This is a genomic window from Chroococcidiopsis cubana SAG 39.79, from assembly GCF_003991895.1.
GTDB classification, from domain to species: Bacteria; Cyanobacteriota; Cyanobacteriia; order Cyanobacteriales; family Chroococcidiopsidaceae; genus Chroococcidiopsis; species Chroococcidiopsis thermalis.
Genome location: NZ_RSCK01000004.1, coordinates 190474 through 217170 on the forward strand (window position 1 = coordinate 190474; position 26697 = coordinate 217170).

Consider the following 26697-nt stretch of genomic DNA (forward strand, 5'->3'; position numbering starts at 1 on the left):
TTGTTAGGGAGCAGGGAGCAGGGAGCAGAGAGCAGGGAGAGAAGATGAATTTCTAACTTTTGACTTCTAACTTCCGACTTCTCCTATTGCCAATACTTCACCGCAGCGTAGGCAAGGGTGACGACACCAGTAACGATCGCGGCTTCGTTAACTTCAAATTGAGGATGGTGCAGGGGATAGTTCGTGCGATCTTCGTATCCTACCCCTAAGCGGAACATAGCACCAGGAGCGTGTTCGAGATAGCGTGAAAAGTCTTCTGCACCAAGAGAAGGTTCGGTTAAAACTAAAACGCGATCGCTTCCCCAAGCCTCTTCTGCGGCTGTTTGTAAAATTTGGGATAGACCAATATTATTTTGCACCCCTGGTACTCCTGGGCGATAGCTCATTTCGTATTGCGCTCCGTAGGAGTGGCAAATATTCGCAACAATTTTTTCGATCCACCCAGGTAGATTAGTCCGGGTTTCGGGATGGAGCGATCGCACGCTGCCAAGTAATTTTACTTGGTCGGCAATGACGTTTGGCGCTCTACCACCTGTAATCTGTCCGATGCTCAATACCACTGGACGCAAAGGGTTTTGCGTGCGGCTGATGGCTTGTTGCAGGGTGGTAATGACTTGCGCGGCGATCCAAATAGCATCGATCGCTTCGTGGGGTCGCGCCCCATGCCCCGATTCACCGATAATAGTAATTTCTAACTCGTCTGCTGCTGCTGTTAGCGCCCCATAGCGAATACCTACCTTTCCGGCGGGAATGGAAGGGAAGACGTGTACGGATAGAATTGCCGAGACATTTTCCATCACCCCGTCAGCAATCATCCAACTAGCTCCTTGAGCAGTTTCTTCTGCTGGCTGGAACAACAGCCGCACGTTACCTGGTAACTGGGATGCTAGTTCGGAAAGAACCATAGCAGTTCCAAGTCCTACAGTGGTGTGGACATCGTGTCCGCAGGCGTGCATCACACCTGTCGCTCTGGAAGTAAATTCTAATCCCGTGCGTTCGTTGATGGGTAGTGCATCCATGTCGGTACGAATTGCCAATAAGCGGCGATCGCTACCATGTCCCTGCACTTCTCCTAATACACCAGTTTTCCCAACCGCCTCTTTTACATGAACTCCACTAGACGAAAGGACACCAGCAACATAAGCAGATGTGTGATACTCTTGACCGCTTAATTCTGGATGACTGTGGAGATGGCGGCGAATTTCAATTAAACGCGGCGCTAACTTTAGGGCTATGTCTTTTATTTGGGTAAGCATTGACTATTTATATATATAATCAACTTTCCCCCATCATAAATAAGATAAGACGAGCAGTTCGTGACTACTTGAGCAGATATATACAGATTCAACAGTCAAATTGTGTCTGAGAGGAAATATTATGTGACGATCTGCTGACATGCCTTGACGTTTGGCAATCGCACTTTGATTTATCGATCGATAGATGAATAGGTTTACTGCACGCCTGGGCAGTAGTACTGTGTAGCTAGTTTATTGACGATTTCCGAATTGACCTCATCTGCTTTGGCTTCATGCTCTTCCGATTGAGCTTCTTGAATTTCCTCTAGGGTAATTCCGGCTTCTAAGTCGTTACAAACACCTTTTGCGGCTGCGATATTAGCTTCTGGAGATTGCTGAATATTAGCGATCAAGTTATCGCGTACGTCAGCGTGCGTCATGGCTTGCTGTTTGTAAGCTTCAATAAATGCTTTGTCTAGAGCTGCGATTGTCGATTTTGTAGCTTTTTCAGCACATAGGGATTGAGATAAGTCCAGCACGTCCCCCGCACCAGTCGTAACGAAGCAGAGGTAATCTGGTTCGGAGGCAAAAGCTTGAAATTGGAAACCAGAAACTAGAGCAATAGCAGCAGCAGCGATGGTTGCATTGAGGCGGAAGTTCATAACGTTACCAAGATAGATTTCTATATTTGTTATGCCCAACCTTGGTGACGATCTAACAGAATTATAAAAAAAATCTTAAATTTTTTCGTGTTTTTTTAAGATTACTCCAAACCTTGACTCAGACTAGGTTTCTGAAACCAAATTTTTTCTAAAAAGATCCTTAAGAGAATTCAGAGCTGGCTGCATCTGGGCTCTAGCAACAAAGGGGAAGCTCGGCAATCTTTTCTACCTTGAGATAGAAAAATATCAGATACCGAGAATGTACGGTATCGTATCTCATTTCAGATTTTATTTAGTTTTAAAGTAGGTTTTAACATAGCGGATTGATAGGTAAAGCTACTGGACTTTAGCGGCGATCGCTAAATCTACATAAACTTTATATGTACATCAACTTAGAAGCCGATCTATATCGGCACAAGATAGCGCAAGATAGCAAGTTATGCCTCATTTCCTAAATCGAGAAGCACAGGTAGGGACACACAGCTATATGCCCCTCACATATTTTGATATCAGTAGGTTACGCTTCATCCTCGGCGGAGACTTCGATCTCTTCTTCCTTGTAGTCTGGCTCTAGATTGGCGGGGCGATCTTGATTGAGCCGATTAATCAGCGACAGCACTCTTGTTCCTCTTTCAATCGAACGATCTTCGTGAAATACAACTTCTGGAGTGCGGCGGAGACGGATTCTTTGCCCTAACTCTCGGCGAACGTACCCTGTGGCTGACTTTAAGCCTGCCATAGTTTGCTCTCTAGCATCGTCTGAACCATATATTGATACGTAGATCTTGGCGTGTTGTAGATCGCCGGATACGTCTACATCGGTAACGCTAACCATACCTACACCGACTCGATCGTCTTTGATGCCATTTAATAGCATCTGACTTACCTCGCGTTTGATTAATTCAGCAACGCGATCCACGCGGCGACTTGTAGCCATAACAATAACCCTTCCTCATACTTGAATCAAATCAGTAGAGCCAGCCAATGGTTCTACCCAACTTTTCTAGTCTATTAGCTATTGCAAGAAGGCAGCAGGCAAAAGATTATAATACTGATTCCATTTGCTTTATTAAGTTGGCGATCGGCTATACGCTTATTCTCGCGTTACTTCGCTATTTTATGACGGGCTTAAGCCCAACATAGCGCGGAGGGTAAATAGGACGAACAAAGATAACCCAACAAACATACCGACGATCGCGATCGCGGTTGTGGGACGCTTGAATAGGGGAGTCAATGGAGATATGGCGTTTAAGAAAATCCCCAAGACGATTGTGACAAAGTAGCGGGGGTAGCGAGAGACGTTTTCCCAGAAGCCATCAAACATTTGATTTGTAAGCCTTGTCTAGCTGTTAAATTTTTTTCATGTGAATTACGTTTATTCTATAGCAATTTGTTATTGGTCATTCGTGAGTGGCTGGTGGCTGGTAGCTAGTGGCTTGACTCAATTCTTGTCACCAGCCACGCTTTCACTAGCCACTGATAACTTTGTACAGAGATTACATGTAACGTCTCTAGACTGATAACTGATAACTGTTCACTACTCAATTCTTTGAATGCTACGTCAGTCACTCCAGTTAAGCCTTCCGCGTCCGTTTTTAAAATGGGCGGGTGGTAAAAGCCAGTTGATTTCTCAATATATTCCTTACTTTCCTCAAAAATTTGCTACGTACTACGAGCCATTTTTGGGAGGAGGGGCAGTCTTTTTTTACTTGTATGGAGTGGCTAGAAACGATAAACCGACACAAAAGTTTCCAGCAGTACTGACAGATATTAATCCGGAATTGGTCAATGTGTATTGTTGCGTGCGCGATCGCGTTGAGGAATTAATCGAGTTGTTGGCACGGCATCAAGAACAGCACGATCGCGATTATTATTATCGGGTGCGATCGCAGTTCACAGGAACGCCTGTGGAAATGGCAGCGCGATTAATTTATCTGAATAAAACTTGTTTTAACGGTTTATACCGTGAAAACTCTAAAGGAGAGTTTAATGTCCCAATGGGAAAATATAAAAATCCTACTATTTGTAATGCAGAGTTATTGCGTTTAGTTTCAGTCTCTCTTCAATCTGTAGTCATAGAGGTTAGACCTTTTGATGCTATTTTAGATTTTGCTAAAACGCCAGAGGATTTTGTTTATTTCGATCCACCCTACCATCCCTTGAGCGATACTAGTAACTTTACAGGTTATAGTCGTTACTCTTTTAACGAAAAAGATCAGATTAGATTGAGAGATACATTTGCAGAATTAGCTCGGCGTGGGGTTAAGGTCATATTATCTAACTCTGATTGTTCATTGGTTCGAGAGTTATATAAAGATTTTCACATTCATGAAATTTTAGCAACCAGAGCAATTAATTCTAAAGCCCAAAAGAGAGGTAAGATTACTGAAATATTAATAACTGCGCATTAAAAATAACTATTTTGATTTTAGTAGAGCGAACCTTGCATACCAAAGAGATTGTTAAAAGGATCGCGCATCTGACAAATTGCTCGATTATCTTCAATTACTAAAGGTCCCCGGTAAAGCGTAGCTCCATGCTGGTTTGCTTTATCAAGTGCTTTTGCAAAGTCATTGACACGCCAGTAAGCAACCTGACCTGCACTACCAGGAGACATCTTTGCATCAGCAGGATGAAAAAACATTTCTACTCTACCAACCTGAATTATAGCTGCTTTTATTTCTCCATCTGAATTGAAATACTTGACTGGAAGATTTAAAAGTTTACTGTACCAATTTGCTGCTTCAACAACATCAAATACGAAAAAGAAGACAGATTGAACTCCATCAAACATCTATTTTGTCTCATTTTTATAAAAGATAGGCATAACCTACTCTACATTACTAGTCTTTTTTTTGAAATAATCCTTCTCAAGATAGAGGAATAGCATGAAAGAGATCCCTTCTGGGGATAGAGTGACTCGTTTGATTTCAGGGATTATGCTGATTTTGTCTAAACTCAAGTATCAAATAAAACATTAGATAACTTGAAAGGAGTTTTATTGAAATCATGTCTAATCTAAACCCAGGTAATAGCTATAACCGTGAAGTGCGTCAAGAGTCTTATCAAGATGCTAACGGTAACACCCATGTTAATGTGACAAAGACGACTGAATCTAATGATTCTTATCAACATGGCTACGTACACGGTCGAGTTGCAGAGCGCAGTACTCAAGAGAGAGCATCAACTATAAGAGATAATGAAAATGCGGCACGAGGTCTGCTTTTGGGAATTCTGCTGACAACAATTGCAGCTTTGAGTGCGGGAGTCATTTGGTATTTGAATCAATCTCCTCAAGCATCTACATCGACACCACAACCTGTTCTCGTTCCCGTACCTAGCGACAAACCAAACACAGAATCTTCTACGGTCGATCGCAGTTCGGAAAAACAAACAATTATTGAGAGAATTAAGGAAGTACCAGTTCCAGTTCTGCAACCCCCAGCATCTACTCCACAGCAGAACGAAAATATGACAACTCCCGCTCCTACACAGCCTGAAACTGAAGCTGAAACAACTCAACCTCAACAGAATAACAGTGCTACTACCGAATCTCAAACACCATCTGCTGAGGGTACGTTAGGTCAAGATACAACTACAAGCGAAAGTTCTTCTCAGTAGACAATAGTAAGGTGGGCAATGCCCACCCCACGGTTAAATTTTTTCAAAATGTTCGACTACTGGAAATGGATCGTAAAAGTGGTGTAATAGTTTTTTCCATTGTTGATATTCAGGAGACTTTCTAAATTCAACTGTATGAGCTTCTAACGTCTTCCACTTAACAAGTAATAAATATTTTCCTTTAATTTCTATACATTTATGTAATTCGTGGGATAAATACCCATTCATAGCCGAAATAATTCTGGAAGCCTGTTTGAAAGTTGCTTCAAAATCGCTTTCCATTCCCAACTTGACACTCAGCATTACTGCCTCAAGAATCATAAAATACCTCCCAGGAAACTAGCTAATAATACAGTTTTTGTACTAAATAGCATATATGTAAATACTTATAAACTAAGTCAAGAGGAGGTAAGAATGCGGCTGATTGCAGGGTGTCAAATTACATATGAAGTCAACGCGCCAACTCCACTCATTTTCATGCTTAGACCTCGCAGTGGATTGGGACAATGGGTGATGCGAGAGGAATACATCATCGAACCCAGCGCACAAGTTATAGAGTATACCGATAGTTATGGTAATTTGTGTCAGCGGATGGTAGCGCCTCCAGGTTCATTTCAGGTACAAACTACAGCTGAAGTAGACACCGCAGATAAAATTGATACTCAACCAGGCGCGCCGTATGTGTTGGTACAGGATTTACCGGAAAGTACGCTGCAATTTCTGTTACCCAGTCGCTATTGTCAAGCAGATTGCTTGGGAGATTTAGCAAATGAGATTGCTGGCAATGCTGCACCTGGATACGATCAAGTAGAGGCGATTCGCAGTTGGATTCAGCAAAATATAGAATATCGCTACGGTACGAGCGATGCTTCTACTTCTGCTGTGGATACAGCCGAGCAAAAAGTAGGGGTCTGTCGCGATTTTACCCATTTGGGTATCGCCTTAAGCCGCAGTTTGAATATTCCGGCGCGGATGGTAGTAGGATATCTCTACGAGTTAGATCCGATGGATCTGCACGCATGGTTTGAAGCGTTTGTAGGTGGACGTTGGTATACGTTTGATGCTACCCAAAAAGAACCAAGGGGTAATAGAATTGCGATCGCCTACGGACGAGATGCGGCTGATGTTGCCTTAGTTACCCAATTTGGTGCAGTACAATTGAAGAATATGAAAGTTTGGGTAGATAAAGCTAATACCTAAAACCCTACTCCCCACTCCCTAAGCTCATGGAATGGAAAGAAATTGCTGGGAACTGGGTTTTAGTTCCCCACAAGCAAATCGGGATCGTGCATTTTTTAGGCGGTGCGTTTGTCGCCACTGCACCTCAATTGACGTATCGCTGGCTCTTAGAACAACTCGCTGAGGAAAATTACGTTGTCGTTGCTACGCCGTTTGTCAACACTCTAGATCATACCGCGATCGCCCGCTCGGTACTGAATGGGTTTGAAAATGCGATCGGACAACTTTACGCTAAATCCCTCCTGCGCAGCCGCTATTTACCAATTTACGGCGTGGGGCATAGTATGGGGTGTAAACTCCATCTATTGATTGGCAGTCTGTTCAATGTCGAACGCGCTGGTAATATCCTCATTTCTTTCAATAATTATGCGGCGCGAGATGCTATCCCCTTGGTACAGCAGTTGAATTTTAATCCGGGCTTCTCTGTCGAGTTTACCCCTTCTCCTCTGGAAACCAATACTCTGTTGCAAACTCGTTACGAGGTTCGCCGCAACTTAGCGATCAAGTTTACCAATGACACGATCGATCAGTCTGAAGCTTTGGTGAAGTTGCTGCATCAACGCTTTCCTGGGATGGTGACATTAAAAACCCTCAGCGGTACTCATACCACGCCTTTAAGTCAAGACCTACAATGGCAAACTGGTTCTAACTTTACACCTCTCGATGCAGTAGGACAGTGGTTTAAGCAAGAGTTTTCTCGCGATTTAAGACAGCTAAGACAAACAATCGTACAGTGGCTTAATCCCGTTTCTATGTTGTGATGGCGATCGAGCGTGTAGAAATACTATAGATTCGATCGCGCCTCTGTTGCATACATATAAAGTCAGTTAAATTCAGCTTTTTTAACCACGTATAAAATTATTGTCTATACTTAATTGTGTTTCCACCTAGCGACAGAGGAATTAAAGTTATGCAGTTCTTAACTTATTAACATATAGGCAAATTGCTCCTACATTACAGCAGTATTTATCTCTAAACCAGCGCACAGATATGCAAATTTTACTTACGCCACCATAATAGTAATTTTATAAGTTGGAATAACTCTAGTCATATATACCTGACATACAGAGTTAAAAATGTTGTGAATTGATATATTACCTAAGCTCGATCGCACAAGATTTGTAGCTATAGAATTGCACTCTACAATACGAATTTAAGCTAACTCAGAGCTTTGCAACTCACACGAACAGAGTTGACTTGTCAGCCTATCAATTTTAAGTTTCAAGTACATTATTGCTGATATAGCAATCCTATTTGATTCATGAACGTGGAGTAGGCTTCTAGCCTGCCGCAGGCTAGAAGCCTACTTTACAAATCATTTAGAACTGCTATAGATACATTCTTTAACATCGCTGGGTTTCTGATATTAGCGATCTAGAAGTATAGCCATTTTAACCAGGTATAAGGAGATGGATTGTGAGCCAATTTGATAGTATTGGACAGCTTTTTCCGCCTAAGACAAAAGGTTTTTCTGAGCAGCTCAAGAAAATATTTAATAATGGAAAACAACTGCTACCAAAGAGTTTTAAGCAATCTGCCAAGCAAGCATTAAAACCTTTATTTATGCTCAAAACAAGAGTAGAGCTACTACAGGTAGGCGTGCAGCCTTTAGCAGAAAACTGGTGTGAGAGAGGAGATAGCGCTCATCGCGTTTATTTAGATTGGTATTTACAAAAATTCACGGCAGATATTAAAGGTCATTGCCTAGAATTTCAAGACGATACTTATACATCTCGTTTTAGGGATCGGATTACCAAGCTAGATGTTTTAAACAAGGATTATATTCCAAATGCAACTATTGTTGCCGATTTAACTCAACCAAACGATCTACCTAGTAATACTTATGACTGTATCATTTGTACGTATGTCTTACACATAATTGCAGAACCAGAAAAAATCGTTTCAGAAATGCATCGTATTTTGAAGCCAGGGGGTGTATTACTGATTGCAGTACCGAATATTACAATCAATTATCCTGCCTATCCCGAATACTGGCGCTTTACAGCTCGCGGTTTGCACTACATCTTAGCTAAATCTTTTCTTGCCGAACAGATCGACATACAAACTTATGGAAATTCTCTTGTAGCTGCTGGAGAACTCCGAGGCATGGTAGCTTATGATTTTGCTAAGGCGAAATTGGAATATAACGATCCGCGTTTCCCGCTGATTGTTTGCGCGAGGGCAGTCAAATCAGAGCAATAATATAGAGAGCGGATGCGATCGCCACAAGTAAGATTACCATTCTATCGGTTGGCGATCGCGGAAAAAGCTGCTCGTAGGTCCATCATCCGCTAAAGTTGCCAGCCACGCAATTGGTTAGAATAATTTTAATATTTTGTTTTGCTAATTGACGGCAAGTTTCTAAACCCAAACCGCGATTTGCTCCCGTCACGATCGCAACTTTTTTAACTTCGCTCATGTTTTTCTATCCTATAAAGTTTCAAAAATATCTTAAAAAGATATTAGACTTCTGGCTAGATAAATTTTATTCATTTATTCAGAAATTCCTAATATCGCACAAGGAAGACTTGGATCTAGTTGCCGAATGACTAAACTATTTTGAGAATGACAACCTAATAGCATTATGTCTGCTGTTTCAGTCTCTACAATATTTTTGAGTTCCGTAGCTAAAGAACCAAATCGTAGATGAGCCACAAACGTACCTTTCCATGCTTCAGCTAAACATCGCGCTCGCCATAAAATTTCGTCTGCTTGTGCTAACAAAATTGTTTTAGATTTGGTTGCGAGTGCCTGAGTTCCAGAGAGAGTGGCGACAGGTGTAGATTTCTTTTGTCCCCGACGAAAAGCTTTTGAGGAACTGGAGCTATAAATTTTGGTCAGTAACTCTATTTGTACTTCATCTAAGACATAAACAACGTGAATTGTGACTTGGTTTTGAGTCGCCAAGCGAGTTTGATGAGCAATTAATAAAGCTAGATCTAACGCTGCTTGGCTGTCAGGAGAACCGTCATAACCGACAACTAAATTTAGCGATCGCTCGGATGTATTATTCTGAGTTTGATATCCAGTTGGCATCCGCAAAATCAAGTTGTGTACGTCTTGACTACCTAGAGCATTTTGCAGCCGCGCCAGAATGGGTTTGAGGTTCACAGTTTTTCCTTTGGGTAAGTGGGAGACAAGGGGAACAAAGGAGAGGGGGGGACAAGGGAGACAAGGGGGACAAGGAAGAATCTAGATAGATATACATTTTTCTAGCTTCTGACTCCTGACTTCTGGCTCCTGACTTCTAATAAATTATTCGTCTTGGGTGAAATAGCGATCGAGAAAATCTAAGGCGCGATCGCGCAGTTCCACGTATTCTGTTGAATGTCGCATGGCATGGCGATCGCGGGGGTGAAGAAAGGGAACGTCGATGATTTCACCAATTTTAGCGTTGGGACCATTTGTCATCAAAACAATGCGATCGGACATATAAATTGCCTCTTCTACGTCATGAGTAATCATCATCACCGCCTGTCGCTGATGTTCCCAAATATCTAAAACTTGTCTTTGTAATTTTCCGCGAGTGAGAGCATCTAGCGCTCCGAAAGGTTCGTCCATTAGTAGCATTTTTGGACGAGTTGCTAAAGCTCGGGCAATTCCTACTCGCTGTTTCATCCCTCCCGATATTTCATCAGGATACTTATCTGCTGCCGCTGTTAAATTCACCATTGCTAAGTGTTCGTTTACAATGCTAATTTTTTCGGCACGGCTAGCATTTTTTATCACTTCATCTACTGCGAGCCTAACATTTTCCCTTACTGTTAACCACGGCAATAGGGAATATTGCTGAAACACCATCATTCTTTCTGCGCCTGGTTTGCGGATTTCTCTCCCTTCCAGCCTTACCGATCCGGCAGTAGCTTTTTCTAACCCAGCCACAATTTTCAGTAGAGTTGATTTACCGCAGCCAGAGTGACCGATAATAGAAATATACTCATCTTCCGCTATAGTCAAATCGATGCCATCGAGAACGACAAATTCACTGCCATTAGGATTGCGATAAGATTTGACGAGGTTTTTAATTTCTAGGAAGTTGCGAGAATTATAGTCAAGCTCGTTTTGGTTAGGATAAAAACTTGTGGATTTGGTCATAAGATTAGAAGGAGTAGGGAGTAGGGAGTAGGGGAAATACCAACTACTAACTACTATTAACTAGACATAAAAAAAGATTTTGGGCGATTTGCTCTAATTTCAAAACTGTTGAGATATCCGACTGGATCGCTAGGATCGAAGGCTTTTTTGTCAATAAAAGCTGTGGCTGGTTCTACCTTGTAATCTTCTTTCGGGCATTCAATTCCCATTTCGGCGACGATTTCGCGGTATATGTCAGTTCTCCAGGCTTTTCGGGCTACAGCTTCGGCATTTTTGGGAACTTCTGGGATTTGTCCCCACCGTACCGATTGAGTCATCAACCACAAACTTTGAGACTGCCATAAAAAAGTGGAATGGTCGTTTGGTATTGTGGCAAGGTGAGCGGGATAATCGAAAAAGACTGTTGTTTCCGGTGCTTTGACCAGCCGCTTTTTGTCATCGAAACCACCATAGTTGTACTCTCCAACGATCGCAGCGCGGGTCAATTTCGGCTTAGCCGCAGTAAAGGAACGTTGTGAAATCACTTTAGCAACTTCTTCCCGATTTTCTGGTTTGCTGCAATACTGACAGGCTTCAACCATTGCCTTAACTAGCGATCGATATGTTTTTGGGTAGTTAGTAATAAAGCTTTCCATTACCCCCAGCAATCGATCTGGATGTCCCTGCCACACTTCTTTACCTTGGGCAAAGGTAAAACCTACACCCTCATTTCCTGTAATGGCGCGAGTGTTCCAGGGTTCGGCAACCATATAAGCTTGCATCGCCCCAATCCGCACGTTCGTCACCATCTGGGGGGGAGGAATGATAATAATCCGAAATTCTTTGGTTGGATCGACACCCGCCGCCGCCGAGAGGTAGCGGACGAAATATTCATAAATAGCAGAACTCAACACGACTGCCCAAACTCGCTTCTCTGAAGCCAGGTTGTCAAAATAATTGCGAAAATCGCGTCCGAATTCTTCTAAGTTGCCGTTGTACTCCCGCCAGGGACGCAAACCCGCATCCCACATGGCGCGGTTCATGGTCATAGCGTTGCCGTGACGGTGAATTGTCATTGCCGCACATAGGGGGGCATGACGCGCGCCTTCTGCTCCTGTCCTGGCGTTGGTGACAGCACCACTGACAACGGGAGCAGCATCGGTACGTCCGAAGATGATGCCATCTCGCGAAGTTCCCCAGCTAGCTTCGCGGTTGAGTTTGACATTTAGCCCGTACTTGCGGAAAAATCCTTTCTGCCAAGCGATCGCAAATGGGGCGCAGTCGTTGACTGGTACGTAGCCTACTGTTAAATTTGGTTTTTCTAAGGTTTTCGGATCGACTATTTGTTCAATAGCTGCGGCTTCTGCTGTCAGTCCTGTGGCGCTTCTGTCGCCGCTAATCGCGCAACCACCCAGCGACATTCCCGCCGCTGTCGCGCCTATTCCTGCTAAAAACTCGCGTCGCGTCCAGTTGGTGTTCATATTAAGTGAGTGGCGCGTAATAACTAGGGTGTAGAGTGTGGGGGGGGGATTGGTAGTTGGTAGTTGATAGTTGGTAGTTGCACCTGAAGCTCCCCTGCTTCCTTGTCCCCCTTCGCCCCCTAATCCCCACTCCCTTCGGTCGCGGGGAAGAGCGAGTTCCCCCTTGTCCCCCTTGTCCCCCTCAGCCTCCTCAGCCTCCTCAGCTCCCTCAGCTCTCTTCTAAGCGGGGCGGCGGTGGATGACTAGAGATTCAATTTTGGCAACGGCGAAGTCTAACAGTAAGCCTGTTAAGCCAATTACCAATACTGCGAGGAAGACGGAACTAAGATTGAGGCGACTCCATTCATCCCAGACAAAAAAGCCAATCCCAACACCACCTGTGAGCATTTCTACAGCAACAATTACCAGCCAAGCGATACCTAAACTAATTCGCAAGCCTGTAAAAATATAAGGTAAACTAGCGGGTAAAATAATTTTAGTTATCTGTCTCCAACGTGGCATTTCTAAAACTCTAGCAACGTTGATATAGTCTTTCGATACGCTAGAAACACCCAAGGCTGTATTAATAATTGTGGGCCACAAAGAAGTAATAAAAATTACAAAAATTGCCGAAGGATCTGCCAAATTAAAAATCGCTAAGGCGATCGGCAACCACGCTAAAGGCGATACAGGTTTGAAGATTTGAATAATGGGATTGAGTGCCATCATTGCTGGCTTTGACATTCCAATCAAGAAGCCAACAGGAATTGCTACTGCTGCGCCTAAAGCAAATCCGATTAATACTCGTCGCAGACTTGCCAACAACAGCCAGCCAATGCCTAAATCGCCTGGACCGCGTTGGTAAAATGGATTGAGAATGTAGTCTAAATTCGCTACTAGTGCTTGTGGTGGAGTAGGCATTAATTCGGGATTGACAAGAGCGATCGCCCACCACAAAATAATGATGCCCAAGAAACCAGCGGCAGGTAACAGAACAGCATCCCTGATAACAATCGGTCTAACCCTTTTCCACGCAGCTTGTCCGGCTACTGCTAGAGTAGCAAGATTTAACTGAAATATCATATTGATACTCCTCAGAGTTAATCGCAGGTACGTAAAATCGAGCAGTACCAGATAGGAACACTGATGAGTTCAAAACATTAATGAAATAATGCTTACTCTTCAGTCTCCTCTCAATGCCTACGAAGTTAGCTGACGGGCTAGGGCTGAGAGATGCCCCTCTTAAATTAAGATAAGCCCCTTACAATTGGTTCCTCCGTTCTAGCTTCATCTATATACATGTGAAGGACTAGATTAGGCTGACTTACTCTAACTTTCCTAAGATATCATCGCTATTTCTCAACCGTCAATCATTCTGTAGATATATGTATTTATTTGGTAATTGGTGATTGGTAATTGGTAAGTGGTAAGGCAGCGAGCGGAGTTTTTGGGTAGCGATCGCAAATCGCAAATGACAAATGACCAATTAAATCAAAAACCGAATTGTAACGTATATAGCAGCAACTATTAATTGGACTGCCATTACGGGTAAACCATATTTGAGAAAGGTTTTAAATGAAATTCGCCGTCCGTGTTGTTCGGCAATTCCGGCAGCAACTATGTTAGAAGAGGCTCCAACTAAAGTTCCGTTTCCACCTAACGTTGCACCAAACATCATGGCATAAAACAGAGGTAATACTTCTGCTGGCAACTCTCCTGTAAAACTTTTTTCTAGAATTACTGGCGATGCCAAACCAATATTGACTACATACTGTTTGAGTAACGGAACCATTGCCACAACCAAAGGAATGTTTGGCACGACGCTTGAGACTATACCAACAAAAAAGAGTAACGCTAGCGAACCTAAAGCAATATTTTTTCCTAAAATTGCTGCTAGAACACCAGAAAGGCTAGTCACGACGCCAGTTTTCTCTAGTCCACCAATTAAGACGAAAATGGACATAAAAAATATTAACGTATTCCAATCGACATCTCGCAAAATATTATTAACTGTATCAATTTTGCTATGATGTGACAGTAACAATGCTAAAGCTGCACCTAATAAAGCTACCGCAGCAGGAGAAATTGGAATTGGTAACATTTCCCCAATAACAAAGAATGTTAAAACACCAGCAATCAAAACAATCCCTAATGTTAAAACTTGAGGATGATTAATTTTTGGATGGGGAAGATGTTCTAAATCTTCTAAATCTTTATGCCAAATTTTACGAAATAGAAATGGTAGCATTGCAACCACAGTAATAACTGCAATAACTCCACCTAAACTGAGGCGCGCGAGGTAATCAATAAAGCTGACGTTTACGGCATCTCCGACAATAAATGTAGCTGGATCTCCTACCAATGTTAGTAATCCGGCACTGTTGGCTACGAATACCATTAAGATGAGTAGTGGTACAAAGTTTACCCCTACTTCCTCTGCAATCGGAGGAATCAGCGGTGCTAGTAACATAACTGTTGTAGCATTGGGCAAAAAAGCGCAAATTGGAGTTGTAATTGCCACAATTCCCAGTAGCAAGCGCTTGCCTTGTCCTTTAGCTAAAATCACAATTTGGGTGGCTAAATAATCAAAAACTTTTGTAGGTTCAAAAGCTCGTACCAACACCATTACGCCAAAAAACAAAGCAATGGTAGAGTAGCTATTACCAATATATCCAATTGCTTCATTTAGCGTTAACACATTTGTAAAAACAAGAATTAATGCTCCTAAAAATGCCGCGATAGTCAAGTGTATCCATTCTGTCATCACGAAAAAGATGACACTAAGGAAAGTAATAGTGCTAGCGATCGCCTGCCAGTTTTCCATATTATTACTACTGGTTTGATTATTAATTATTCTAACCAAAGTTATAGAGCTTTACATCCATACAAAACTCTACTAATGCGCTTGATATTTATTGGTAGTTAGCTACATACGGCTAAGGTAATGAAGCGATCGCATCTGTTTGTGACTCCGCAACTATAGCAGTTCTATTTGATGCTTGAAATTCAAGCATAGTAGAGTGGGCGTTGCGTGCCTGACAATTTTTCAAGGCGAATTGCTTTATTTTTACCAGTGATTTTTGTGGGATTTTCATCTGCTATTTTTCAGTCTCTTCAAGTGCAGGTACAACAGGCTTAACAGTACGAGCCTTGGAAGCTGAACCAAGCAGAACATTATTGATAATGTTGCTTATTTCAGTCTCCTCTCAACGCCTACGGAGTTAGCTGACGGGCTAGAACTGAGAGATGTTCTTCTTGTCAAGGATGAATTATGAAGATCTGAACTCGATACTCGTTCTTGCTAATTCATCTTTAAACCAGATAAGCCCCAGATTTTGGTTCCTCCGCTCCAGTTTTACTAAAGTCTTGAACTCCTCAACACAGACACCACTGGATTAGGCTAACTGTTTTCAAACTATTGAAGAGAAATTTAACATTCTTACTCAAATTCGTCAAATTATTCCGGGTAGCGTGCAATTTTTGCAGACAATTACAATAACATCAAGCCAAAATTTTCAGCAGGTGAATCGATCCGCTATTAGTGTCGAAAAGCTTTTCAGCTATCTCTACGGGGCAGAAATGCGGACGAACCACTGGCGAAGTACCATAGCATTGCTTACCGAACTATCGAACGATAGAGTGGTTCCACCATCTGGCAGGTTCCGATAAACTGAAGATTGCCATGCCTATCTCTATGCGTGCTTAAAGTGATGCAAGATTTCAGTCAACTGCTGCTCGATGAAAGCGATACGATTTTGAAGGACTGGATTGCTGCCATTCGTGCAGATAACCAAATTGAAACAGCTAACGAACTGCCGTACAAGTCTTTGCAAGACAGCATACCGCGCGTGATTCAAGCGATGGCAACAGTGCTTTCTCAATCACAAGATAGCGATTTGAAGACACTAGTAGAGGTGAGTTTAGAACACGGTGTCATTAGGGCAGAACAAGGATTTGAGGCTGGGGAAATTGCCCGAGAGTATCGAATTCTGCGTCATGTTATCTTCTCTACCATTGAGACAAGCTTGCAGACAAGCTCAGCGTTAGAGGTGATTCGTGCTTTTCGGTTAATTGATACTGTCATTGATGAAGCGATCGCCCGCTGCTTTAAAAGCTACACCGAACAACGATTGGCAGAACTACAACACCTACAAAGTCAACTGACACTCAACAATCAGGAATTAACGCGGCTGGTGCGGGCAAATCGCGAAAACCTTTCTCATCTCGCCCACGAACTGAAAACCCCTTTGACTTCAATCATTGGCTATGCCGATTTATTTTTGCGCCTACAGCGGAAAGACAGAGTTGAGGTAAAAGATAGCTACGCCAATATAGAACATATCGAACGGGTGTTAAGCGGTGGTAGGCATTTATTACACTTGATTAACGATGCTTTAGAAATCTCGCGATACGAAGCAGGGCAAATGCAACTCCAGCCTGCAATAGTCGAGATTCGCGAGCTAACAAGCGATCTTGTTGCTATGATGCAGCCTGCGGCACAAGCCAAGGAACTCAAATTGAGCCTCGATTTAGATTCAGCCCCAAAAGAAGTTGTCACGGATTCGTTACGATTGCAGCAAATTGTGACGAATCTGATTAGTAATGCGATTCGCTACACGCTAGATGGAAAGATTTTGGTGAAATGTTGGACGATCGATCGCGAACGATGGGCGATCGCAGTTGCCGATACAGGCGTGGGAATTGCGCCAGAAGCACAGCAGCGCGTGTTTGAACCCTATTTTCAAGCTGGAACGATCGCCACACCCAACAGCACGGGTTTGGGGCTGGCGATCGTTTCGCGCTTAGTCAAGCTGTTGCAGGGAAAGATTGAATTAGCCTCTGAGGTTGGAGTTGGTTCGACATTTACAGTGACTTTTCCGCTCAAAGTTAAAACAAAATAATATTCCGCGATCGGCTATTTGTAATTTATTATTTTTGACTGTTAAGCTAAAATCATCTTATTTTAATTATTCTTAATTAAGAAATATTAGACAATTGCTAAAACTTTCTATTGTTGAGCCAATTTTTCTCAGAATTTTCTAAATTAATAATTGCGATCGCTTAGCAGAAATAGGCAAAAGTATTTATGCCGTTCTGAGTGTAACTACAGAAGAAATGAAGCTACATAGTGGGACTTTGAAGAAAACTGGTAATAGAATAGCTTCAAAAGCAGAGCCAGAGCTAGTTTTACATCGATTGGTAATGTTTCCTTACCATGCTTAAGTTTCAGCCAGTTTTACCTTATCGATGTATTGTCCTTGCCATGCATGGATTTCAGCCTCTTTTAGAGCTAAAAACTTTCAAAGTCCCAATAGTTAAAGCGAACCGTTATTTAATTATGGGTGTAGCTATTAAAGTATGCTCTAATCGCTTAAGTATAGAGCATATTTTAATTGACTAGGTTGCTATAAAAAAGCATGAGGAACTCGAAAAATGAAACTTGACCGTCGTTATTTATCTTTTGGACTCGTCTTACTATTGCAAACAATCTGGCTGGCTCCAGCAGGCTCGGAACCACTAAAACTGCGAAACTCAGAACTAAAATTAGAGCGATCGCAAATGCTCGTAGCGAAAAAGCTAACATTAGCGTCAGGAACTAAACTGCAATTAGAACTAGCTGAAGAACTTAGCTCAAAGACAGCACAAGAGGGAGATATTGTTGTTTACTATGCAGCAACAAATGTCCTCTCACCAACCAAAGAAATTTTGATTAAAAAAGGAGCGCGAGCGACTGGAAAAGTTACTGAAGCAAAACGCGCTCGCATGTTTGGTAAAAAAGGACAATTAAACTTTACTGTGGAAGAAATTGAAGCAGTGGATGGTACTAAAATTCCGTTGCGATCGACTGTGGAGAAAAATGGTAAAGGTCGGGGTGCAACTATGGTAGCTGTGGCAGCACTTGTCAGCGTATTTGGCGTATTTATTAAAGGCAAAAATATCACCGTAAAACCAGGCACGTTGGTAGAAGCCTATGTAGATTATGACACGGTAGTTGAGACAGCCAGTCGCGCGCTATAAGGAAGTAACAGTAGATTCGTGGGGTGCGTTGATAACGCACCCTACCAGCTATTGTATCCAACCCCAGCTTTTGCTTTGTCCTGTAAATAGAGTCGAGCGATCGCTGTTATTTTGAGCCAAGTTCAAACTCAGGTTATGAATAGCTTGTTGATCGGACTTGACTTCTAGCAGTTTCATAAATACATTAAACTCTTGCTGATAACTTGGTTTTTCTAAAATTCTCTGATATACAGTTCTTAATTCCTTTTCAATAATTTGTTGAGCCTTAGCATCATCTTTAATTGGCTCTAACTGTACTTGAATTGATTTAAGTTCCTTTCGCAATACTTGCGTTTCTTCAGAAACAGGTAATCGACTCAGCATATTAGATAGCTTAATTTGAGCCTGTTTCGTCAATGACTTGCTTTGAGTTTGTTGATATTGGACTTTAGGGAGATTAGCAGCGTTTGAGTTAGCTGAATTTGGAACTTCTGTTACGGGTGTAAACAGTGTCAAGCCAGAAAAGAAAACTCCACATACAATACACATAATATGATTTTTACCTATTAGATTAGCGGATTAAGTATATACGTACATAGTTTACCGAGCGAATTCATTTTGTAGGTAAAGAATGCGCAAAGACAGGCAAAAAAATATTAAAAATCAATTAATTCTTGTGAGATTTCACGCATGTTTATGCAAGCTTTATAAAGTATTGAAATTATGAGAATATCGTTTGACTGACAAATAGAAGGGCGATCGCTCTCCGAACCGTTAACTGTCAACTGTCATATTTTCAGTAAGGGACAAAGAATTGATATGCTAGAAGGCTGGAAGCTCAAAGATTGAAACCATGCCTGCGTCGTCTACTGCAACCGTTACCAGTTTTCCCTTAACTGCTGTCGTGGGACAAGAAGCCATTAAAATAGCCCTGCTGCTAGCAGCCGTCGATCCTGGTTTGGGAGGAGTCGCGATCGCAGGTCGTCGCGGTACGGCAAAATCAGTCATGGCGCGGGCAATTCATACCCTTTTACCGCCGATTGAAGTTGTTAAAGGTTCTTTTTGTAACTGCGATCCCAATCGCCCTGAAGAATGGGACGACGAACTAAGTAGAGACGTTACATGTAACGTCTCTACAGAGGGTAACGTCTCTACAGAGGGTAACGTCCCTACAGAAGTGATTCCCGCACCATTCATACAAATTCCTTTAGGCGTGACAGAAGACCGACTTTTAGGTTCGGTGGATGTAGAACAATCGGTCAAACAGGGAGAAACCGTATTTCAACCAGGACTGCTGGCACTTGCCCATCGTGGCGTGTTGTATGTCGATGAAATTAACTTACTCGACGACAGTATTAGCAACCAACTGCTGACGGTTTTAACCGAGGGACGCAACCAAATCGAACGGGAAGGAATTAGTTTTGGGCATCCCTGTCAGCCTTTATTTATCGCTACGTATAACCCAGAAGAAGGAGCGTTACGGGAACACCTGCTCGATCGCATCGCGATCGCTCTTTCTGCGGATGGCGTGCTAGGTCTAGACGAACGAGTACAAGCAGTAGAACAGGCGATCGCTTACACCACCTCACCGCAGCAGTTTCTCCAGCAATACGCTGAAGATCTCGACAATCTCAAAACTCAAATTATCTTGGCGCGAGAGTGGCTCAAAGACGTACAAATTACCCACGAGCAAATTGCCTATTTAGTCGATGAAGCGGTACGCGCTAGAGTCCAGGGACACCGCGCCGAACTCTACGCCGTGCGAGTCGCCAAAGCCGCCGCCGCTTTAGAAGGCAGAACCACAGTTACAGCCGAAGATCTTCGTCGCGCCGTAGAATTAGTCATCGTCCCGAGAGCAACAGTCGTACAAACTCCACCCGAAGAACCACCCCCACCACCTCCACCACCCCAAAACCAAGACGAACCCGAAGATGAGTCTAACCAGGAACAGGAGGAGCAGGAAGAGAAGGACGAACAGGAAGAACCTGAAAACGAGCAAACACCGCCCAACATTCCTGAAGAATTTGTCTTTGATGCCGAAGGTGTAATTCTCGACGACAGCGTGCTTTATTTCGCACAGATGGCACAGCGGCGGGGGAAGTCCGGCAGTCGCAGTTTAATTTTCTCCGAAGATCGGGGACGATACGTCAAACCGATGTTACCCAAAGGTCCCGTGCGACGAATTGCAGTAGATGCCACGTTAAGAGCAGCTGCACCTTATCAGAAGGCACGGCGGGAGAGGCAGGGAGCAGGGAGCCTGGGAGTGCAGGGAGTAGAGACAAGGGAGACAAGGGAGACAAGGGAGACAAGGGAGACAAGGGAGACAAGGGAGACAAGGGAGACAAGGGAGACAAGGGAGCAACTACCAACTACCAATTACCAATTACCAATTACCAATTACCCACAAAAAAGAGTTTTTGTCGAGCAGGGAGATATCCGCTCGAAGCGACTCGTCCGCAAAGCGGGAGCATTGATCGTGTTTGTGGTTGATGCTTCTGGCTCGATGGCGTTGAATCGGATGCAATCAGCTAAGGGGGCAGTTTTTCAACTCTTGACAGAAGCGTATGAAAATCGCGACCAAGTGGCGTTGATCCCGTTTCGTGGCGAACAGGCAGAGGTGTTGTTGCCTCCTACCCGTTCGATCGCTTTGGCGCGTAAACGATTGGAGTTGTTGCCTTGTGGTGGCGGTTCGCCTCTAGCGCATGGTTTAACACAAGCGGTACGGGTGGGTATGAATGCTCAAATGGCGGGAGATATCGGACAAGTGGTCGTTGTGGCAATTACCGACGGTCGAGGAAATATACCTTTGGCGCGATCGCTAGGCGAACCTTTACCAGAGGGAGAAAAGCCCGATATCAAGAAAGAACTACTGGAAATCGCCGCTAGAATTCGCGGATTGGGAATACAGCTGTTAGTCATCGATACTGAAAATAAATTTATCTCTACAGGTTTTGCTAAAGAACTAGCTCAAACTGCGGGAGGAAAATACTACCACCTACCAAAAGCTACTGACTCCGCGATCGCTGGTGTTGCTAAAAGTGCAATTAATGCGATTAGGGGTTAGGGAGTCGGGACAAGGGGGACAAGGGGGAACTCGCTCTTCCCCACGACCGAAGGGAGTGGGGATTAGGGGGCGAAGGGGGACAAGGAAGAAGAATTTTACCAACTACCAATTACCCATTACCAAATCACCAATTCCGAATTCCGAATTCTCTCCACTCACTTTTAACTAGATTTAACTTCTATCTGCTAGCAATCCAGATATATTAAGAGGATTGTGTAGCTATTTGTGGCTGCTTATGGATAAAGTACGCGACCCAGCTACCAAGTATGCCATATATGTAGCTACGGCAGTCTTGGTACTGGGTTTTATCATTACGCTCGTTCGCAACGGAATACAAATTCTGGCTGATGCCACTTTCTGGTTGGGTTTGTATGGCTGGTTGGCTGCCGGGATCGTTGTCGGCTATTTAGTTTATCTGGGATTGCGAATTTTAGGATGGCGCTCTTCGGAGGAGGCGGAGCCAAATGTAGTGGATACCTCAGGGGTTATCTATAGAGCGATCGCTCCAACCGCAACTGAAAGAGGAACTGAGGCAATCGCCACTCGTTCTAAAATCTCGGCGGGCGAACTTCCACCCTGGGAAGTTGCCGATCTCCCTGCACCGCCGCCATTTAGTTTTAATAATGCGATCGCTCTGATTGGACCTGGAGCAATTCTCTTGGGGACTTCGATTGGTAGCGGCGAATGGCTGCTGGGTCCAGCGGTGACGGCTCAGTACGGTGGTTTTATGTTGTGGATTGCCACGACTTCGATTATTCTCCAAGTCCTCATGAACATGGAGTTTATCCGCTACACCCTGTATACGGGCGAACCAATTTATACAGGTTTTATGCGGACTAAACCAGGACCCCGCTTCTGGGCAATTTTTTATTCTGTCCTAGCGTTTTTGCAACTAGGATGGCCTGGGTGGGCTTCTTCGGCGGCTACGGCTCTGACTGCGATGTTTGTCGGCGATATTCCTGGACCGGAACACGCAGAAACGATTAAAGCATTTGGTTTATTCTGGTTCCTATCTACAGTGGCGATCGTTGCTTTTGGAGCCAAAATTGAGCGGACGATGGAAGTCGTGCAATGGTTTTTTGTTGGGGCAATCCTCCTGTTCTTAGTTGTCATTGCCCTGGGTTTTACTGCACCCGAGACGTGGGGTCGAGCGGCAATGGGTTTTCTCCGCTTCGGCACGATTCCCCCTAATGTTGATTGGCTGAAAGTGGGAGGCTTTGCGGCTTTTGCTGGTGCGGGAGGAGTCTTAAATGGAACGCTGAGTAACTGGTTTCGCGATAAGGGATTGGGCATGGGAGGCGTAGTGGGATACATTCCGGCACTGATTGGCGGTCGCCGTATGTCTCTGACTCCCACGGGTAAAGTCTTTCCCTTAACCACCGAAAACAAGAAGCGTTGGCGTGAATGGTGGAAGTATGCCATTACCGACCAATATGGTGTGTGGGTGCTGGGATGTTTCTTAGGAATGGGACTGCCAGCCTTGTTGACTTTGCAGTTTATTCCGCCTGGAACTCGCTTTGACAACCAATTTGCGATCGCCGTCTATCAAGCTCAATACCTATCGCGGGAAGATACCACTAGCATTATGTGGTTTATTACTCTGTTGGTAGGCTTTTGGATTCTCTACAGTACCCAACTTGGCATTACTGATGTTTTTGCGCGTATGGTGACAGATATGGTGTGGTCGGGCAGCAGCCACATTCGCGCTTGGCGAGGGGGAGATATTCGTTTTGTTTACTACAGCATCCTCTCTTTGTTTACTCTGTGGGGAGTTTTTATTCTCTTATCAGGGATCAAGCCCTTTTTCTTAATTCTCCTGAGTGCGAACATTGCTGGCTTAAATTTTGTCTTTCTAGGTTTGCACGCTCTCTATGTCAATCGCAAATTTCTCCCTGCCGAATTGCGATCGCCGCTATGGCGAGAGGCGATTGTTTTACTCTCAGTCGTGTTTTTCGGTTTTTTCTTCTGCCAAGCCTTACCGAGTATTATCGGACAGTTTACCCAAGGAGGATAATGTATCGTTCTTAACTAAGTAGTTGTCTACTCTATTAAGATCGATCCCTCACAAATTGGGAAACCTCATGAATCAAATCAGTTCTAATCGTCGAATTGTCTGTCCTCAATGCGGTTACGACGATAACCCTTTTACAGCTAACCACTGTTTGAATTGTAACTCTCGCCTCCGTAGTCAATCTGCTGATGGGGGCGATCGCGATTCTCTATCGAGGCGTAATAGCATTCCCTGGTCAGTCATACCTTTAGCAGGACTGCTATTAGTCACACTAGGGTTATTTGTTCTCTGGCGGAACAGTCAACCGCCAACGCCTCCCTCATCCCAACCACTAACATCTCAAGCTGATTTCCCGAGAGAATGGCAGCTCTATAACTCCTTGCGGGATGTCCCTGATGTTCCTGAAGGAGTTTTCCTCTATGGCGGCGCTATGGCTTCAGCTGCCTTACGTGCCAAGAATATACAAAGTGAAATTACCCGCGCCCATCCAAAATTTCGCCTGCTTTATACCGATCCGCTCAACGTCTCGCCCGATTCTGGCAAGGGCATCGAAATGACGGCTAATGGAGAAATTAGTTTCTCCGAATCCTTTCGACCCATTCAGCAATCGGAATACAATATAGTGCGATCGCGCGGTTACACCCTCAAACAAGTTCCCGTAGCGCTAGGAGGTATTGCCTTCTACAGCCATCCTGGGGTGAAGTTATCTGGTATATCCTTGGGTCAAATCCAAGAGATTTACAGTGGCAAAATTACGAATTGGCGACAACTGGGAGGATCGAATCTACCAATTGTTCCCGTCAGTCAAGACCCCGATGCGAAAGCGTCTACGAGTTTTCTGTTGCAAGGAATGCCGAGTTCCCAACGGCGGTTTGGTAAAAATGTACAAATTGTCCGCGATACTACTAGTGCAATTCGCAAAGTTGCTGCAATACCGGGAGGCATCGGCTACGGCGCTCAGGCTTTAGTAGTCGGTCAACAGACAGTTGAGCCACTCAGTTTGGCAAAGGGGCGATCGCGTAACTACGTTCCAGCAGCCGCTCCCGATGGTACGGTGAACCAGCAAGCCCTGCTTGATGGTTCCTATCCACTGATTCGCCGGATCTTCGTAGTTTATCGCGAGGATGGCAGTTTAGATGAAGTGGCTGGAAGAGCTTACGCTAACCTGCTGCTATCCACAGAAGGTCAAAAACTCGTCGATCGAGCGGGTTATGTACCGATTCGGTGAGGAATGAGGCAAAGAAGTCGTAAGTCGTAAGTCGGGAATCGGGAGTCGGTGGTCACTGGTCACTGGTCACTGGTCAGTGATAACTGCTCCCTATAAAATTTACACAAATAAAATTAGGTGCTTTACATTATGTCGCAAAATCATCCTTTACCTCGTTTGATTCTCGCTTTTGTGGCTGGATTTTTATCAGTTTTACTATTTCATCAATTAGCACTATTGTTGTTACATAGTATTGGTTTTGCACCTGCTAAGTTAACAGCTTATGCGATCAAATCAACACAACCGTTCGGCATTCCTCGCGTCTGGTCTCTTGCTTTTTGGGGCGGTGTTTGGGGGATTGTATTAGTCTTATTCGTTTCCTTTTTTCGACAAGGGTTGGGAATTTGGGGGACAACACTGCTATTTGGCGCGATCGCACCTAGTCTTGTTAACTGGTTTATTGTCATGCCCCTAAGAGGCGAACCTGTCGGTGGTGGCTGGCAACCCAACGGTATTGCTACAGCCTTAATTCTCAACGGCATTTGGGGTTTAGGGACAATTTTGCTCTACCGCTTAATTTCCTTAAGCGTACTCGGTCGCAAGCGACGCAGTAACAACGGTTTAGAATCGGGAGAACGAGAAAGAATTCGCCACTAGATGTCAGTCAGTTATCAGTTATCAGTTATCAGTTATCAGTTATCAGTGTAGAGACGTTACATGTAACGTCTCTACAAGGTTGTCAGTAACTTGTGACTTGTGAACCACGCACCACCTTTTTTATGAAAGTTCATCAAACTAAAATCATTTGCCGTGTCTGTGGTTACGATGATAATCCTAGTAATGCCGATCGCTGTCAGCGTTGCCACTCCACTCTTAACCGCAGTTTTCCCGAATCTGCCAAAAATTCTCAAACTAAAAACTCGTCTGCTTTTCCCTGGTCGGTCATACCGCTGATTGCGTTATTGTTGGGAACGGGTGGGATGTACTGGTTCTACAGAAGTCATACAACTGCTACTTTGAAAGATAAACCGAGTGCAGTTGTTACGCCCACACAGCAACCGCTAGGAAAACAGCCTCCAGCAATAGCATCCAATACAGCGGATATTCAAACCTATGCGTCGATGCAAGATGTTCCTAACGTTCCTACAGGTGTGTTTAATTATGGCGGCGCAACCTGTTTTGCTGCTATGACTGCCCACGGAATGCACTCTAGTATTGCCAAAGTGCGTCCAAATTTCCATCTACGCTATACCGAACCACCTGTTAACGTTCCGCCGGGTTGTAGTACCGGGATCGGTATGTTGCTTGATGGCGAACTCAGTTTTGCTCAAAATGGTCGCTCCGTGTCAGATGCAGAGTATCGCAAAGCTAAAGAACGTAACTTTACTCTGCAACAAGTGCCAGTGGCAATTGATGGCATTGTATTTTTTACCCACCGCAACGTTCCCTTACCTGGACTGTCGGTGAAACAACTTCAAGATATTTTCTTGGGCAAAGTGACTAACTGGAAACAGCTAGGGGGACCCAATCGAGCGATCGCGCCTATTTCTCAAGACCCCAAGGTTCACGCTTCGCTCAAATTATTGCTGAGCGATCGCGTCAACAATTTGGGTCGTAATGTCAAGATCGTGCGCGACTACACCACAGCCATGCGAAGAGTTACTGCTACCCCTGGGGCAATCTCTTACAGTTCGGCTTCTATTGCTGTCGGACAGCGATCGATTCATCTGTTGGGCATAGCTAGAGGTAGTTCTAAAGATTACGTCTCCCCTGTTGCAGGCGAGCGCGTCAATGTTGCTGCCTTGCGCGATGGTTCTTATCCCATTACTCGCCGTCTATTTATCGTCATTCGCCGCGACCGCACTCCCGACGAACAAGCAGGAGTTGCTTACACCAACTTGTTACTCTCCCACGAAGGACAGCAAATTGTTGAAAAAGCTGGATTTGCAGCAATTCATTGAATTGAAATGTATTTGCAAGTCGCCATGCGACTTGCAAATATTCTCTCCTCAACTCACAGTCACGGGATGGCTGACAACCGCATTGTACAACGTGAGTTCGATGAGAAAAACTAGCCAAAAAGAAAACTGAGACCTATGCTCAAAATACACACACAATAGTCTCAGC

The 26697-nt window shown here is 44.0% G+C and carries 26 protein-coding genes and 2 riboswitches; of the genes, 13 read left to right on the plus strand and 13 right to left on the minus strand.

The genetic code is table 11. The annotated features are described in order from the left end of the window. Positions 1 to 83 precede the first annotated feature (83 nt). The 4 genes from DSM107010_RS04565 to DSM107010_RS04580 form a co-directional block, all read right to left on the minus strand. Complete coding sequence (locus DSM107010_RS04565) at positions 84 to 1256, minus strand: M20 family metallopeptidase (RefSeq protein ID WP_106166945.1); 1173 nt, start codon at positions 1254 to 1256, stop codon at positions 84 to 86. Between the two features lie 194 nt (positions 1257 to 1450). Continuing rightward, entirely contained in the window at positions 1451 to 1897 is a 447-nt protein-coding gene (locus DSM107010_RS04570) for a DUF732 domain-containing protein (RefSeq protein ID WP_106166944.1), read from the minus strand. 517 nt (positions 1898 to 2414) lie between these two features. Continuing rightward, positions 2415 to 2834 (minus strand): 30S ribosome-binding factor RbfA, encoded by a 420-nt coding sequence (gene rbfA / locus DSM107010_RS04575; RefSeq protein WP_106166943.1) that lies wholly within the window; start codon positions 2832 to 2834, stop codon positions 2415 to 2417. A 180-nt stretch (positions 2835 to 3014) separates the two neighbouring features. After that, entirely contained in the window at positions 3015 to 3221 is a 207-nt protein-coding gene (locus DSM107010_RS04580) for a DUF751 family protein (protein WP_015153636.1), read from the minus strand. A gap of 229 nt (positions 3222 to 3450) precedes the next feature. On the opposite strand from DSM107010_RS04580, the gene DSM107010_RS04585 reads away from it, so the two are divergent. Next, positions 3451 to 4308, plus strand: coding sequence for a DNA adenine methylase (locus tag DSM107010_RS04585; RefSeq protein ID WP_106166942.1), 858 nt, complete (start codon positions 3451 to 3453; stop codon positions 4306 to 4308). A gap of 17 nt (positions 4309 to 4325) precedes the next feature. Here DSM107010_RS04585 and DSM107010_RS04590 read toward each other — a convergent pair whose 3' ends face one another. Next, entirely contained in the window at positions 4326 to 4691 is a 366-nt protein-coding gene (locus DSM107010_RS04590) for a VOC family protein (RefSeq protein WP_106166941.1), read from the minus strand. Between the two features lie 215 nt (positions 4692 to 4906). Here DSM107010_RS04590 and DSM107010_RS04595 point away from each other — a divergent pair, with 215 nt between their 5' ends. Beyond that, complete coding sequence (locus DSM107010_RS04595) at positions 4907 to 5518, plus strand: hypothetical protein (RefSeq protein ID WP_106166940.1); 612 nt, start codon at positions 4907 to 4909, stop codon at positions 5516 to 5518. Between the two features lie 33 nt (positions 5519 to 5551). Here the strand turns inward: DSM107010_RS04595 and DSM107010_RS04600 are convergent, their stop codons facing one another. Beyond that, positions 5552 to 5839 (minus strand): antibiotic biosynthesis monooxygenase family protein, encoded by a 288-nt coding sequence (locus DSM107010_RS04600; RefSeq protein ID WP_106166939.1) that lies wholly within the window; start codon positions 5837 to 5839, stop codon positions 5552 to 5554. A 93-nt stretch (positions 5840 to 5932) separates the two neighbouring features. On the opposite strand from DSM107010_RS04600, the gene DSM107010_RS04605 reads away from it, so the two are divergent. From DSM107010_RS04605 to DSM107010_RS04615, 3 genes are all read left to right on the plus strand, one after another. Beyond that, a complete protein-coding gene (locus tag DSM107010_RS04605) occupies positions 5933 to 6718 on the plus strand; it encodes a transglutaminase domain-containing protein (RefSeq protein WP_106166938.1) in 786 nt (261 codons plus the stop codon). A gap of 26 nt (positions 6719 to 6744) precedes the next feature. After that, positions 6745 to 7518: a DUF1350 family protein gene (locus DSM107010_RS04610; protein ID WP_015153643.1), complete on the plus strand. Its 774-nt coding sequence runs from the start codon at positions 6745 to 6747 to the stop codon at positions 7516 to 7518. 655 nt (positions 7519 to 8173) lie between these two features. Next, positions 8174 to 8959, plus strand: coding sequence for a methyltransferase domain-containing protein (locus DSM107010_RS04615; RefSeq protein WP_106166937.1), 786 nt, complete (start codon positions 8174 to 8176; stop codon positions 8957 to 8959). Between the two features lie 82 nt (positions 8960 to 9041). On the opposite strand, the gene DSM107010_RS04620 is transcribed toward DSM107010_RS04615, so the two are convergent. From DSM107010_RS04620 to DSM107010_RS04645, 6 genes are all read right to left on the minus strand, one after another. Beyond that, positions 9042 to 9176 carry an SDR family NAD(P)-dependent oxidoreductase gene (locus tag DSM107010_RS04620; RefSeq protein WP_015153645.1) on the minus strand — a complete coding sequence of 45 codons (135 nt, stop codon included), beginning with the start codon at positions 9174 to 9176 and terminating at the stop codon, positions 9042 to 9044. A 74-nt stretch (positions 9177 to 9250) separates the two neighbouring features. Further along, the gene (locus tag DSM107010_RS04625) at positions 9251 to 9868 is read right to left on the minus strand and encodes a universal stress protein (RefSeq protein WP_015153646.1); all 618 of its coding nucleotides are present in this window, start codon (positions 9866 to 9868) and stop codon (positions 9251 to 9253) included. A gap of 144 nt (positions 9869 to 10012) precedes the next feature. Next, positions 10013 to 10852 (minus strand): ABC transporter ATP-binding protein, encoded by an 840-nt coding sequence (locus tag DSM107010_RS04630; RefSeq protein WP_106166935.1) that lies wholly within the window; start codon positions 10850 to 10852, stop codon positions 10013 to 10015. Between the two features lie 56 nt (positions 10853 to 10908). Further along, on the minus strand, positions 10909 to 12312 hold the full coding sequence (locus DSM107010_RS04635; protein ID WP_106218499.1) for an ABC transporter substrate-binding protein: 1404 nt from the start codon (positions 12310 to 12312) through the stop codon (positions 10909 to 10911). Between the two features lie 219 nt (positions 12313 to 12531). Next, entirely contained in the window at positions 12532 to 13374 is an 843-nt protein-coding gene (gene ntrB / locus DSM107010_RS04640) for a nitrate ABC transporter permease (RefSeq protein WP_127022466.1), read from the minus strand. Positions 13375 to 13473: 99 nt separating this feature from the next. Then, a riboswitch (cyclic di-AMP (ydaO/yuaA leader) is annotated at positions 13474 to 13622 on the minus strand. 155 nt (positions 13623 to 13777) lie between these two features. Beyond that, positions 13778 to 15115: an ArsB/NhaD family transporter gene (locus DSM107010_RS04645; protein ID WP_106168874.1), complete on the minus strand. Its 1338-nt coding sequence runs from the start codon at positions 15113 to 15115 to the stop codon at positions 13778 to 13780. Between the two features lie 371 nt (positions 15116 to 15486). Beyond that, positions 15487 to 15667: riboswitch (cyclic di-AMP (ydaO/yuaA leader) on the minus strand. Between the two features lie 334 nt (positions 15668 to 16001). Between DSM107010_RS04645 and DSM107010_RS04650 the strand changes: the two genes are divergently transcribed. Then, the gene (locus tag DSM107010_RS04650; RefSeq protein WP_106168875.1) at positions 16002 to 17192 is read left to right on the plus strand and encodes a sensor histidine kinase; all 1191 of its coding nucleotides are present in this window, start codon (positions 16002 to 16004) and stop codon (positions 17190 to 17192) included. Between the two features lie 532 nt (positions 17193 to 17724). After that, positions 17725 to 18309 carry a hypothetical protein gene (locus tag DSM107010_RS04655; protein ID WP_015153648.1) on the plus strand — a complete coding sequence of 195 codons (585 nt, stop codon included), beginning with the start codon at positions 17725 to 17727 and terminating at the stop codon, positions 18307 to 18309. A 48-nt stretch (positions 18310 to 18357) separates the two neighbouring features. Here DSM107010_RS04655 and DSM107010_RS04660 read toward each other — a convergent pair whose 3' ends face one another. Then, the gene (locus tag DSM107010_RS04660; RefSeq protein WP_106168876.1) at positions 18358 to 18837 is read right to left on the minus strand and encodes a hypothetical protein; all 480 of its coding nucleotides are present in this window, start codon (positions 18835 to 18837) and stop codon (positions 18358 to 18360) included. A gap of 304 nt (positions 18838 to 19141) precedes the next feature. Here DSM107010_RS04660 and DSM107010_RS42040 point away from each other — a divergent pair, with 304 nt between their 5' ends. The 6 genes from DSM107010_RS42040 to DSM107010_RS04690 all read left to right on the plus strand — a co-directional run bounded on the left by DSM107010_RS42040 (position 19142) and on the right by DSM107010_RS04690 (position 26531). Further along, complete coding sequence (locus DSM107010_RS42040) at positions 19142 to 21352, plus strand: magnesium chelatase subunit D family protein (RefSeq protein ID WP_127022469.1); 2211 nt, start codon at positions 19142 to 19144, stop codon at positions 21350 to 21352. After that, complete coding sequence (locus DSM107010_RS39385; RefSeq protein WP_181824293.1) at positions 21336 to 21521, plus strand: hypothetical protein; 186 nt, start codon at positions 21336 to 21338, stop codon at positions 21519 to 21521. The genes DSM107010_RS42040 and DSM107010_RS39385 overlap by 17 nt, the downstream gene beginning before the upstream one ends. 66 nt (positions 21522 to 21587) lie before the next feature. Beyond that, on the plus strand, positions 21588 to 23366 hold the full coding sequence (locus tag DSM107010_RS04675) for an Nramp family divalent metal transporter (protein WP_106169638.1): 1779 nt from the start codon (positions 21588 to 21590) through the stop codon (positions 23364 to 23366). A gap of 67 nt (positions 23367 to 23433) precedes the next feature. Then, positions 23434 to 24591, plus strand: a complete 1158-nt coding sequence (locus DSM107010_RS04680; protein ID WP_106169636.1) for a PstS family phosphate ABC transporter substrate-binding protein — start codon at positions 23434 to 23436, stop codon at positions 24589 to 24591. Positions 24592 to 24720: 129 nt separating this feature from the next. Beyond that, positions 24721 to 25227, plus strand: a complete 507-nt coding sequence (locus DSM107010_RS04685) for a hypothetical protein (RefSeq protein ID WP_015153653.1) — start codon at positions 24721 to 24723, stop codon at positions 25225 to 25227. 122 nt (positions 25228 to 25349) lie between these two features. Further along, entirely contained in the window at positions 25350 to 26531 is a 1182-nt protein-coding gene (locus tag DSM107010_RS04690; protein ID WP_106169633.1) for a substrate-binding domain-containing protein, read from the plus strand. Positions 26532 to 26697: the final 166 nt, after the last annotated feature.

Bases quoted from the DNA above. Each gene is read 5' to 3' on its own strand.
- DSM107010_RS04645 (WP_106168874.1), bottom strand. From the start codon at position 15,115: ATGGAAAACTGGCAGGCGATCGCTAGCACTATTACTTTCCTTAGTGTC.
- DSM107010_RS04570 (WP_106166944.1), bottom strand. From the start codon at position 1,897: ATGAACTTCCGCCTCAATGCAACCATCGCTGCTGCTGCTATTGCTCTA.
- DSM107010_RS04610 (WP_015153643.1), top strand. From the start codon at position 6,745: ATGGAATGGAAAGAAATTGCTGGGAACTGGGTTTTAGTTCCCCACAAG.
- ntrB (WP_127022466.1), bottom strand. From the start codon at position 13,374: ATGATATTTCAGTTAAATCTTGCTACTCTAGCAGTAGCCGGACAAGCT.
- rbfA (WP_106166943.1), bottom strand. From the start codon at position 2,834: ATGGCTACAAGTCGCCGCGTGGATCGCGTTGCTGAATTAATCAAACGC.
- DSM107010_RS04685 (WP_015153653.1), top strand. From the start codon at position 24,721: ATGTCGCAAAATCATCCTTTACCTCGTTTGATTCTCGCTTTTGTGGCT.
- DSM107010_RS04690 (WP_106169633.1), top strand. From the start codon at position 25,350: ATGAAAGTTCATCAAACTAAAATCATTTGCCGTGTCTGTGGTTACGAT.
- DSM107010_RS04650 (WP_106168875.1), top strand. From the start codon at position 16,002: ATGCAAGATTTCAGTCAACTGCTGCTCGATGAAAGCGATACGATTTTG.
- DSM107010_RS04605 (WP_106166938.1), top strand. From the start codon at position 5,933: ATGCGGCTGATTGCAGGGTGTCAAATTACATATGAAGTCAACGCGCCA.
- DSM107010_RS39385 (WP_181824293.1), top strand. From the start codon at position 21,336: ATGCGATTAGGGGTTAGGGAGTCGGGACAAGGGGGACAAGGGGGAACT.
- DSM107010_RS04595 (WP_106166940.1), top strand. From the start codon at position 4,907: ATGTCTAATCTAAACCCAGGTAATAGCTATAACCGTGAAGTGCGTCAA.
- DSM107010_RS04620 (WP_015153645.1), bottom strand. From the start codon at position 9,176: ATGAGCGAAGTTAAAAAAGTTGCGATCGTGACGGGAGCAAATCGCGGT.
- DSM107010_RS04630 (WP_106166935.1), bottom strand. From the start codon at position 10,852: ATGACCAAATCCACAAGTTTTTATCCTAACCAAAACGAGCTTGACTAT.
- DSM107010_RS04635 (WP_106218499.1), bottom strand. From the start codon at position 12,312: ATGAACACCAACTGGACGCGACGCGAGTTTTTAGCAGGAATAGGCGCG.
- DSM107010_RS04600 (WP_106166939.1), bottom strand. From the start codon at position 5,839: ATGATTCTTGAGGCAGTAATGCTGAGTGTCAAGTTGGGAATGGAAAGC.
- DSM107010_RS04680 (WP_106169636.1), top strand. From the start codon at position 23,434: ATGAATCAAATCAGTTCTAATCGTCGAATTGTCTGTCCTCAATGCGGT.
- DSM107010_RS04580 (WP_015153636.1), bottom strand. From the start codon at position 3,221: ATGTTTGATGGCTTCTGGGAAAACGTCTCTCGCTACCCCCGCTACTTT.
- DSM107010_RS04655 (WP_015153648.1), top strand. From the start codon at position 17,725: ATGAAACTTGACCGTCGTTATTTATCTTTTGGACTCGTCTTACTATTG.
- DSM107010_RS04585 (WP_106166942.1), top strand. From the start codon at position 3,451: ATGCTACGTCAGTCACTCCAGTTAAGCCTTCCGCGTCCGTTTTTAAAA.
- DSM107010_RS04675 (WP_106169638.1), top strand. From the start codon at position 21,588: ATGGATAAAGTACGCGACCCAGCTACCAAGTATGCCATATATGTAGCT.
- DSM107010_RS42040 (WP_127022469.1), top strand. From the start codon at position 19,142: ATGCCTGCGTCGTCTACTGCAACCGTTACCAGTTTTCCCTTAACTGCT.
- DSM107010_RS04660 (WP_106168876.1), bottom strand. From the start codon at position 18,837: ATGTGTATTGTATGTGGAGTTTTCTTTTCTGGCTTGACACTGTTTACA.
- DSM107010_RS04590 (WP_106166941.1), bottom strand. From the start codon at position 4,691: ATGTTTGATGGAGTTCAATCTGTCTTCTTTTTCGTATTTGATGTTGTT.
- DSM107010_RS04565 (WP_106166945.1), bottom strand. From the start codon at position 1,256: ATGCTTACCCAAATAAAAGACATAGCCCTAAAGTTAGCGCCGCGTTTA.